Origin of the sequence: Blautia sp. MSK17_66, from assembly GCF_020538025.1 — a bacterium.
Lineage (GTDB): Bacteria > Bacillota > Clostridia > Lachnospirales > Lachnospiraceae > Blautia_A.
The window spans coordinates 1-11,405 of sequence record NZ_JAJBNQ010000045.1; the positions used below are offsets into that span (position 1 = coordinate 1).

Below are 11,405 nucleotides of genomic sequence, written 5' to 3' on the forward strand. Positions count from 1 at the left end.
TGAGCAAGAAGCCCCCACTTCAAAATCAGAGATTTAAGTGGTGGGAGCATGTCACAATCAGGAAAGTTAAAAACATTTAACTAACCAAGAATAGCAAGCACTGCCTGTGTCATGACACAGGGGAGTATCCCAAAGTTTGTGTAAACCTCCAAACTGATGTAAGATAGAATTACTCAGTTTGGAGGTTTATTTTATGGCAAGAAAAAAGGATTCACCACAAAAAGCAGCGCTTAGAGAACTCATGGGAAACTACCTGAAAGAAAACAATGTAAAAGTAAAAGATGGAACAGATGTTAATTCCATTATGCGGGATATGATGTCTATCATTTTGGAAGGTGCCCTTGATCAGGAACTGGATGAAAAACTGGGATATTCCAAGTATGATTATCGAAATAAAGAAACCGATAATTCCAGGAATGGACATTCCCAGAAAACGTTACATACCAGTTACGGAGATATGGAGATTGATATTCCAAGGGATCAAAAAGGTGACTTCGAACCACAGGTTGTAAAGAAGTATCAGAATTCGATTACGCAGGACATGGAAGAAAAGATCATTTCCATGTACGCAAAAGGAATGACTACTGCCGATATAGAAAGCCACATGCGTGAATTATATGATCTTGAGATCTCCGACAGTACTGTCAGCCGGATCACTGATAAGATCCTGCCAATAGTAAAAGAATGGCAGGAAAGGCCATTAGAAAGTGTGTATGCTGTTGTATTTATGGATGCGATCCATTTCCATGCCCGTAATGAGGGGCGGATTGTAAAACGTGCTGTTTACATTGCGATTGGGATCGATATGGAAGGACGTAAGGATGTCCTCGGAATGTATGTTGGTCAAAATGAAAGTGCCAAGTTCTGGCTCTCCATCCTGAATGGCCTGAAAAACCGGGGTGTAGAAGATATATTGATTGCGTGTGTGGATGGACTGACCGGTTTTCCACAGGCAATTGAAGCAGTATTTCCCCAGACCGAGATCCAGCAGTGCATAATCCATCAGATCAGGAATACCACGAAATTTGTTTCTTACAAAGAGATCAAACCACTTATGGCAGATCTGAAGCGTGTATATGCAGCTCCTACAGAAGAAGTTGCATTGGCAGAACTGGACAGCTTTGACGAAAAATGGAGCGGGAAATACCCTAAGATTGCAAAGTCATGGAAAGATAACTGGGCAAATCTTTCAACGTATTTTAAGTATCCGGAAGCTGTCAGACGTCTGATCTATACCACGAACACGATTGAAGGATTTAACCGCCAGCTCCGGAAAGTCACCAAATCCAAGACGGTATTTCCATCCGATGACAGTCTCCTGAAAATGCTGTATTTGGCCATGATAGATATCACCAAGAAATGGACGGGACACCGTCAGGATTGGGGACAGATCCATTCTCAGCTGGAAATTTTCTTCGAAGAAAGATTGGAAAGGTTATAAGCAGAATGCATGCTAGGCAGGGTTGGCATAGCCAGTCCTGCTTGACATACCCTAAAACTGCATTATAATACAAACAAGGACAGAACCCTGAAAAACAGGTTCTGTCCTCGATAACTAATGACATATCTTATATCAGTTTTTTCTGTTTACACAAAACTTGAAACGCTCTCTAAGTGAATTTTGATGCCCAAAAAGAAACTTAATCTATTTGCCAGTAAATGCAATTATCACCGCCTCATAAGGACGCAATATATTTCCTTCTCTGTCGTCCTCATAATTCCGGATCCAGACTTCCCCGGCTTTCCACTCATCAAGCAATGGGCAGCTAACTTCCTCATCCGTAAAGTTTGTACATACCAGCATCTTTGTATGCTCATCTGTTCTCGTATAGGCGAAAATTCTCTCATCTTCTGGCAGAAGAAGTTCAAATTTTCCATTCACGAATACTGGATTTTCTTTTCTTAAACGAATCAGCTTCTGATAATAGTAAAATACCGAATTTTCATCTTCCAGTGCCTCTTTGGCATTGATTCTGGTATAATTTGGATTCACGGCAAACCATGGTTCTCCTGTTGTGAATCCTCCGTTCTCATCCCCGCTCCACTGCATCGGAGTACGGGCATTATCACGGCTTCTTGCGTAGATAGACTGCATGATTTCTTCTGGCTGATATCCTTTTTCCAGACGCTCTTTGTACATATTCAATGTCTCAATATCTTCATATTCCTCAATGCTGTCAAACTGCACATTCGTCATTCCCAGCTCTTCTCCCTGGTAAATGCAAGGGGTTCCCTGCATTCCATGAAGCATTGTCGCCAGCATTGTTGCCGACTCTTTTCTGTATTTTCCGTCATTTCCCCAACGCGACACGATTCTAGGAAGATCATGGTTATTCATGAACAGACTGTTCCATCCTGTCTGATATAAAGTATTCTGCCACTTTGCAAGGCATTTTTTCAGCTTAACCAGATTCAATGGAATCGTATCCCATTTTTCTTTTCCTTCTTCCTGATCAAGCATAATGTGCTCAAACTGAAAAACCATAGAAAATTCACTGCCATCTGGATTACTATATTTCTTTGCAATTTCCGGTGTTGCTCCCCAGGCTTCTCCAACAGTGATCATATCCCCCTTCTGAAATGTTTCTCTGCTTAGTTCACGCAGAAATTCATGCAGCTTTGGTCCATTATTTGTGATCTTAAGATCTGGCTCTTTTGCAATCTGATCGATTACATCCAGACGAAATCCGCCTGCTCCTTTTTCCATCCACCAGAGAATCATATCATAGAGCTCTCTTCTCACTTTCGGATTCTCCCAGTTCAGATCTGGCTGTTTCACTGAAAACTGATGAAAATAATACTGTCCCAGTTCTGGAACCCACTCCCATGCCGGTCCTCCGAACACAGAATTCATATCATTTGGGTAAATACCTTCTTCTCCGTCACGCCACACATAATAATCATGATACGGATTGTCTTTGCTTTTCTTTGCCTCCAAAAACCATCTGTGTTCATCTGAAGTATGATTCAGCACAAGATCCATCATAATTCGGATTCCGCGTTTCTTTGCCTCCGCAAATAACTGTTCCATATCTTCCATTGTTCCGAACATCGGCTCAATATCCTGATAATCTGAAATATCGTATCCATTGTCATCCTGTGGCGAACGATACGCCGGTGAGAGCCAGATTGCATCTATTCCAAGTTTTTTCAAATAATCCAATCTGCTGATAATTCCTGGAATATCACCGATTCCATCTCCATCCGAATCTTGAAAGCTTTTCGGATAAATCTGATATACAACTGCATTTTTCCACCATTTATTCTTATTTCCCATACTCATTCTCGATATCTCTCCGGCAGATTTTCTGATTCTACCGGGATATCCTCTCCTTTCTAACCATATACCTGGCTTATTTTTTTCTATATTTTAACGGAGAAACTCCATATGTTTTTTTGAAGCTTCTGATAAAATAGCTTACATTCTGATATCCACTCTGCATTGCAATCTCTGTAACAGGAATATCCGTATCTTGTAACAGCTGTTTTGCATGCTCTAACCTTAAATGTGTTATATATTGCGAAAGGGTAATATGAAAATGTTCCTTAAAATATCGCGATATATATTTTTCCGAAAGATGAAACTGCTCACTAAATTCTTTTAATGATATCTTTTCCATAAAATTCTGCTGTATATATGAAATCATTTCTTTTTCTATCGTATTTCTCCCGCTTTTATCATTTTCAATTACAAAGCCCTTCTCCCACATTTCAAGAATAAACTGTAAAAGAATTATTTTTGTTTTTATCTGAGCAGTTATTTGGGGCTCAGTTTTCTTGTTTTTTGCCATATATATTTCAACCAATTGCTCACATAGTTCTTTTGCTGTATCTTTTACTCTTGGATTTATCATCAGATGACCATTTTTTAACGGCTCCAGTAATTTATCATCTAACATGTCATTTATGCAAAAAGATATGTATTTTAACGGAAAAAGGAAAGTAAAATAATCCACTGTATCAGTCTGTGAACCCATAAAATGCAGATTACCCGGCGACACTACAAAAGCATCCCCGGGGGTTCCAATATAATTTTCTCCTGATATACTTACAGTCAAAAAACCGCTTTTTACATATATAATTTCCAGTTCATCATGCCAATGAACCGGTATCTGAAATGATCGTCCTTCATTTTTTATATGATATGTACTAAACGGATCATCCTTTGTACCATGTGGTTTATTTTCCTTTAATTCAAAGTACATACTCTCTCCTATACTTCTACAAGACCTTTACTCTTCCATTTTCCACTCTTCCATCTAAGTACCATTCCCACTGCTCTCGCACATTCGTCACCTGCCATAGCAATATATGCTCCTACAGCCAGAAATCCCATGTGTATTCCGAGAAAATAGGTTCCGCCAACTGCAAACAAATACATAAATATCGCACCTAATATAACCGGAAAAAATGCGTCTCCGCTCGTTTTTAACGCCTGCCCATATACAAGGTTTGTTACCCTTCCAAGTTCAAGAAATATATCTACTATTAACAACTTTACCACAAGATTTATCATCTGTATATCATCCGTAAATATATGCACGATAAAATGTCCGGCAAATGCAAAGGTCACGGAAAAGCATGTCGCTGTGATGATACCATATATCGCAGCTTTTCTCGTCCCCCTGTTACATTCCTCAAACTCTTTTGCTCCAATTCTCCAGCCGGTCATAATTGCATTTGCCTGAGCAAGGGCAGCTCCCACGCAATACGAAAAATTTGCAATCTGTATCGCATATGAACGCGCTGTAACATTCATTCCATCCACATCCATCTGATTCATAAAACGTACTATAAATGTCATTGCGATGTTGTAAAGTGCTGTTTCAAGCGCAGAAGGAAAACCAATCTTAATAATCTGTGCAAATATCTTTCTTGATGTAATTCGCTCAGGACTCTGCTTTGCTTTTATAAGTACAGCCCCCATGCCGGCTACAATAATAAGATTTACAACTCTCGAAATAACCGTGGCAACAGCAACTCCCATCACACCCCAGTTGAATGCAAATAAAAATACTGAATTAAGTATTATATTGAGAACATTTCCAACAACAGTTCCTATCAAAGAATGTTTTGTATATCCAAACACTCTCAAATAACTGGAGAAAATAGGAATCAGTGCATTTAAAAAACATGTGCCGCCAACAATTCTAAGATATATTTCAGCCGGCTCAAGCAAAGCCGGAGCAATACTTACGATTCTAAGTATCCCACCAGAAAAAGTAGCAAGAACGACAGACATTACGATACCTATCAATGCGTTGAATATAAGTCCAAGTTGCCTTGCCTGATATGCTATCCCCGGTCTTCCAGCTCCGATATTTTGTGACATAACGGCTATCATACCCGATGATATTACTCCAAACATAATAATAAAAACACCTATATATGTATTTGCTGTTCCCACTCCTCCTACAGCCTGATCACTTACAGATGATAGCATAAGCGTATCAACCATACCTGAAAGCATATAAAATAAAGTTTCTAAGCATATTGGCACAGATAGCTGTGTTAATGTTTTTCTTTCCGCTGCCATAGTTTTTCTCCTCACATACAATTCAAGAATACCATATCAATAATACGATATATTTCTATGTAATTCTTGTATAATATCATGTGAAAATTGCACTATTTCTACTTTACCTTAAAGAACACTGGGTGCGAGCTATATGGAATAAAAGAAAAAGACTACATTTTATATTCTGTTCAATCCATTTAGTCGGCGTCATAACAATTGATTACTCATGCTTACAAGGATTTGCAAATCAGGATAACTTTTTCCGTTTTCCCAATTTGAAACAGTTTGCCTGGTAACATGAAATAATTTACCAAACTCCTCTAACCAGTAGGAAATGTTGCATGATTAATCTGCTGTTTTGGCTGCCTTGATACTTCTTAGGTTGACGGCTAGATACACATTAGAGATGTCTCTATCCAAATGCTGTTTAGATTTATCATACATACAAAATGGAAGTTATCTATTTCTCCTCTTCGTTAAGACCTAGTTCATTACATATTACTTGCTATCCCTGATACCTTATTCTTTCTACCAGCGTTTCCTTTTTCAGATTACTGCTTAAAACGCAGGAAAGTACAATCTGCAACAGACCGACCAAAAAAATCATAATAAAAATTGGTACGATTGGAACATGATAGATATTCATTCCAAATATTCCATTATGTTTTGCATAGGAAAAAAGTGCATAGCCGAGCGGCAGACCAATGATCAAAGCTACGCATATGGTACCAACCGTAAACATCAGTCCCTGTAACTGCAGACATAAATTTAATTGTTTATTTGTCATACCCACAGCCTGTAATACACCATATTCCTGCTTTTTTGTCGTAATATTCATGATTATGGTGTTTGCCATATTCATAAAACCGATAAGTCCTACAACCGCCATAAACAGATAACAGCCAAGCTTCATCATGCGAGCTGTGAATTCTGCAGATTGTAACTGTGCATGATAGGTATCCATTTTTATATGCGAAGTATTAGAAATCAAAGTATTCAGACTCTGTTCCACAGATGCAACATCTTTTTTATCACAGTCCACCCACAGATAGCCATAGGCTGTTCCCCTCGGATTCATGGAACGGTATACACCTTCCGGAATGACAAGATAAGTGTCCGCACTTACAAAGGATCCTGCAATCTTTCCCTGATAGGTATAGGTTTCACTTCCATTCTCAAAATCAAATGCAATGGATTCACCAGGAGCATATCCATCTTGTTCCATCCACATCAACCAACCAAAGAAAATTTCACCATTCTTTACCGCCTGATCATAGTCCATAGAACCAATATCCCCGTCCTGGCGCATAAAATCAAAATCATTTTTACTCACAATATCAGCCGGAAATCTTGTTCCGTTCAGATTTACAGAGACAATCTCTCTCGTCATGACATCTGTCACTCCTGGAATGCTTTTGATTTCTTCAATCATTGAATCATTCAATGGATTATCCGTCAGAATCGTATCCAGATTATTCTCCGGATATCTTTCATCGTACTCAGCAGAATAGTCAAGCTGCAGTTCAAATTGTCCATGATTAACGGAAAGACGTGCTTCATGCTCCGTATCAATATTTCCTACATAATTAGAGATAATCACAAACAATGCGCAGGAAAGCCCCAGTGTGAGGATGGTACCAATGGTTCTTTTTGGATTACCCGTTATATTTGCCATTGCCATAGAAAACACGGTGACATTTTTTCTGCCATTTCGTTTTCCTTTTTTGTGTGTTTCTGCATTTTCTAAATACCGTGTTGCTTCGATAGGTGAAATCCGTGAAACAATTTTCATTGGTTTACGCAGCGCCAAAGCAACGGTAAAAAATGACACGAAAATACATAGAAGCATAACAGGCAGGGAAAACAGTGGCATCTGCTGATTTTGGACTCCCATAGAGCCAGTTCCGGTTGATACAAGGTTTCCCTGTTCTACCAGCCAGTTAAAACCGCATTTTGCAATCAGAAAACCAAGAAGCAATCCAACTGGTATTGAAGAAATTGTCAAAAACATACCCTCTCTGAAGATCAGTTGTTTCATCTGCTTTTTTGTCGCTCCCAGAGCCTTGATTTTTCCATACTCCTGTATCTTGTTGGCAATACCGACCTGAAAAATATTATAAATGACCACAACAGAGAAAAGTACAATTGCAAGAATCAAAACCCCGCATATCGCAATCGTTTCATAACTCGGCTGCAAGACCCATTGCAAATAGAGATCATTGACTATAACGTTTTTTTCTTCGATCCCACAAGCTGCTGCAATCTGCTTTATAACCGAATCAATATTATTCATAGATACATTTGCAGAATCATTTAAAGTAAAATAAATATTATACTGTCTGTCATTCTCTGCGACGTGCTCATCATAAAACTCCTGTGATCCGAAAGCAACATAAGATGCCGCGATGGTATACTCATCCCGATCATATAGGATTCCGCTGACAACAAATTCTTCCGGCTTATATTCTGACTGCATCCCTGCGCGGTAATCCAGTGTAACCGTATCTCCGATCTTTACATCACCATACCCCATTGCACGAAAAAATGCTCTTCCTGCGGCAATTTCCTGCATTTTTTCCGGATACTTTCCTTCCTTCAACTCATATTCTTTATTATAAGGAAGCATTTTTCTTGCAGTCTCATCCATGCAGACAAACCCGCCTTTTTCATTGCCTTTTATGATACCTTCGGTGCACATAGTGCCTGTAGCATCTATTTCCGCACGGCGCTTTACTTCTTTTAACTGCGATCCGTCTGTGGAAACAAACAGACCATAATTACTTCCATATGATCCTGCCGCCTGACTTTTCTGTAAATGAATTACCCCATTTCCCACAGTACTGATGATAACAAGCAGCATCGTGGTCAGACAGATTGCCATCATGATCAGTATACTTCTTGTCCTGTTCCTTTTGTCATTGCTATATGCAATCCTGCTTATTGTCTTCATCTGAAATCCACCACCTGTCCGTCCTCAATCACCAGAATACGGTCAGCGACCTGTGCAATTTCGTCATCATGGGTAATCATTACAATTGTCTGTCCATATTTTTTTGCTGTCATCTTAAGCAGAGCGATTACCTCATCACTGGTCTTAGAATCAAGATTTCCTGTCGGCTCATCTGCAAATATAATTTCCGGACGATTCACCAGTGCTCTTGCAATTGCTACTCTCTGCTGCTGTCCTCCGGATAACTGATTTGGCAGATTATAAATCCGGTTTTCAATCCCCAGAGTTGCAATAATATCATTTACATACACTTCATCCACTTTTCTTCCATCCAGCCCCAGTGGCAGTACAATATTTTCCCAGACATTAACAGATGAAACCAGATTAAATGCCTGAAAAACAAATCCGATTTTTCTTCTGCGGAAAACAGCAAGGGCATCTTCCTTCATCTTATATAAATCTTTCCCTGCTAAAGTAACACTGCCTTTTGTCGGGGTGTCTAGCCCTCCAAGCATATGAAGTAATGTACTTTTACCGGAACCTGACTTTCCAACAATTGCGACAAATTCTCCCTGCTCAATCTGAATGTCCACCTGATTGACCGCTTTGACCTGATTCTCACCTGCGCCATAAAACTTACAAAGCTGCTTGGTTTCTAATATCACACTCATGTGTTGCCTCCTTTTCAATTCTGTAAAGCGTACCTCTTCAGCACGCTTTCTTTGCCTGTTTATATATTTGGTCATTTTTCAACCTACATCCAAATTGTATCAGGACAATCTTTCATTTCACTTTCAAAAAACGAGCAGAAATCTTACAGAATTGTAAGATTTCTGCTCACTTAAAATTTAACCAACATATGGTAATTGAATCACAAACGTGCTTCCTTTTTTCTTTTTGCCGGAGGTTACCGTAATAGTACCTGCGTGTTTTTCGATAATTTCTCTCGATAGAAAAAGTCCGATTCCTGTACCACTCTTTTCCATGACCTCCTTGGAACTTCCTCTGTAAAATCGTTGAAAAATTTTGTGATACTCATTCTGCGGAATACCAATTCCCTGATCCTCAATTTCCATTCTTACAAGATAGTTTCTTTTTTGTAACCGGATAAATATTTTTGAACCACACGGACTGTACTTGACCGCATTGTCCAGAACGTTGATCACAGCTTCACCAAGCCACCTTTTATCCTGCATAATCGTGCATGTTTCCAGCTCTTTTTCATAGTCAAAAACGAATTCAATTTCTTTCTCATCCGCTTTAGGATAAGTGCGGTTCACAGCAGATATGACAGTATCCATAAGCGGAAGTTTTTTCTTATTAATCTGAATCAGTCCAGTTTCCATCTTGGATATTTCAAGAAGCGACTGCAATAATGTCTCCAGACCATCCAGAGCACTCCGACAACGGATACGAAACTCCTCCTGTTCTGTGGCATTTAAGTCATTCTGCATCAGCACACTAAAACATGTATCCAAAGCTGCAACCGGTGTCTTTAACTGGTGAGAAATATCAGAAACCATTTCTTTCGTGTTCTCCTTTTCTGCCCTTGCTTCTTCCTTTATCAACTGAATATGATGTCCGATTGCTTCAAGCTGGTCATTCAATTTTTCCAGTTCTGCATGATTTTCCGTTTTCAGTAAATCATCAAATTTATTTTCACGGAATCTGATCAGAATTTCTTCCAACTGGTCTAAAATTTTCTGATGACACGCATCTTCTTTTTTCTTCCAATAAAGTAAAAAAGTCAAAAGAAGCACGCATATCACAGTGCTTACAGCACCGGTCACCATAACCTGATACCGGAATTGCGAATAAAATGCATTCCCTTTATTCCCCCAGTATCCATATTGCTCCAATAATCGCCTTCCCTGTTCGTTAGTTTCAATATCCTTATCCTTAAGCAATTCCGAAACAGCATCCAGCCCGGAAAATTCTTCCTTTGCAGCAATCTCTGTCATAAGATTCATTTTATATTTATAATCTTCATAAAACACATACGTGGTAAAGCAATTTAATATTGCAAACAATAATATGACGGGTAATACCAAGGAGAGCACTACTGTAATCTTCTTGCGATATCTCTTTGTCACTGCCTTACCTCCTGATTCCATATATACCCAAGACCTCTGATATTCTTTATATAGACCGGTGCAGCCGGATTGTCTTCGATTTTCTCACGGAGTCTTCTGATATTGACAGCGATTGTATTTTCATCCACAAAATCCCCTTCCAGATCAAACACATTTTCCAATATTTGTGTTTTTGAAAGAATCTGTTTCGGATTCTGAAGAAAAAAAGTCAGCATTTTCAACTCCGTTTTTGTCAGACTGATTTCACGACTCTTTACCAGGACTTTCATTTCTCCTGCGATAAATACGATATCTCCCGAAATCATCTTTCCGGCTTCCGTTTTCTCCTGTCTGCGGCGGAAATGTGCTTCTATTTTCAAAAGAAGTACCGAAAGACTAAACGGCTTTGTAATATAATCATCTGCCCCTGCTTCATATCCCATGACCTGATCCATCTCCTGATCTAGTGCTGTAAGACAAATAATGTATGTATTATAATTGCATCTCATCCACCTTACAAATTCCAGTCCATTCCCATCCGGAAGATTCACATCACAAATGGTAACATCCACATTATTATCACTTGCAATTCTTTTCGCTTTTTTCACTGATTCTGCTGAAAAAACCTCATATCCGGATTTTTTCAGTGAAAATGTAATTCCACGATTTAAATTTTCATCATCTTCAACCACGAGTATACCTGGCATAGCATCTGCACCTCTCTTTATTAACTAAGTTAGCAACCACCAGTTCAACTGGTGGTTTATCCCTGGCCCTCCAAAGGGCCATTGTTACTGCTCGCCCCAAAGAGCGGTATCGCAAGCACTTTTACTGGCCCGCTATAAAGCGGTACTACTGGAATCTT

Annotated in this window: 9 protein-coding genes; 1 reads left to right on the forward strand and 8 read right to left on the reverse strand. The window is 39.2% G+C overall.

Annotation, left to right across the window (positions count from 1 at the left end; translation table 11 throughout):
- Positions 1–193 precede the first annotated feature (193 nt).
- Positions 194–1,441: an IS256 family transposase gene (locus tag LIR34_RS16965; RefSeq protein WP_420314151.1), complete on the forward strand. Its 1,248-nt coding sequence runs from the start codon at positions 194–196 to the stop codon at positions 1,439–1,441.
- 204 nt (positions 1,442–1,645) lie between these two features.
- Here LIR34_RS16965 and LIR34_RS16970 read toward each other — a convergent pair whose 3' ends face one another.
- From LIR34_RS16970 to LIR34_RS17005, 8 genes are all read right to left on the reverse strand, one after another.
- Complete coding sequence (locus tag LIR34_RS16970) at positions 1,646–3,277, reverse strand: glycoside hydrolase family 13 protein (protein WP_173903381.1); 1,632 nt, start codon at positions 3,275–3,277, stop codon at positions 1,646–1,648.
- Positions 3,278–3,353: 76 nt separating this feature from the next.
- The gene (locus tag LIR34_RS16975) at positions 3,354–4,205 is read right to left on the reverse strand and encodes an AraC family transcriptional regulator (protein WP_173903376.1); all 852 of its coding nucleotides are present in this window, start codon (positions 4,203–4,205) and stop codon (positions 3,354–3,356) included.
- An 8-nt stretch (positions 4,206–4,213) separates the two neighbouring features.
- Entirely contained in the window at positions 4,214–5,536 is a 1,323-nt protein-coding gene (locus LIR34_RS16980) for an MATE family efflux transporter (protein ID WP_173903377.1), read from the reverse strand.
- Between the two features lie 189 nt (positions 5,537–5,725).
- Positions 5,726–5,854 (reverse strand): helix-turn-helix transcriptional regulator, encoded by a 129-nt coding sequence (locus LIR34_RS18035; RefSeq protein WP_161285900.1) that lies wholly within the window; start codon positions 5,852–5,854, stop codon positions 5,726–5,728.
- Positions 5,855–6,023: 169 nt separating this feature from the next.
- Positions 6,024–8,468: an ABC transporter permease gene (locus LIR34_RS16990; RefSeq protein WP_173903378.1), complete on the reverse strand. Its 2,445-nt coding sequence runs from the start codon at positions 8,466–8,468 to the stop codon at positions 6,024–6,026.
- Positions 8,465–9,139: an ABC transporter ATP-binding protein gene (locus tag LIR34_RS16995; protein ID WP_173903379.1), complete on the reverse strand. Its 675-nt coding sequence runs from the start codon at positions 9,137–9,139 to the stop codon at positions 8,465–8,467. The genes LIR34_RS16990 and LIR34_RS16995 overlap by 4 nt, the downstream gene beginning before the upstream one ends.
- Before the next feature lie 177 nt (positions 9,140–9,316).
- A complete protein-coding gene (locus tag LIR34_RS17000) occupies positions 9,317–10,582 on the reverse strand; it encodes a sensor histidine kinase (RefSeq protein ID WP_161285896.1) in 1,266 nt (421 codons plus the stop codon).
- Entirely contained in the window at positions 10,558–11,247 is a 690-nt protein-coding gene (locus tag LIR34_RS17005; RefSeq protein WP_161285897.1) for a response regulator transcription factor, read from the reverse strand. Before LIR34_RS17005 ends, LIR34_RS17000 begins: the two co-directional genes overlap by 25 nt.
- Positions 11,248–11,405: the final 158 nt, after the last annotated feature.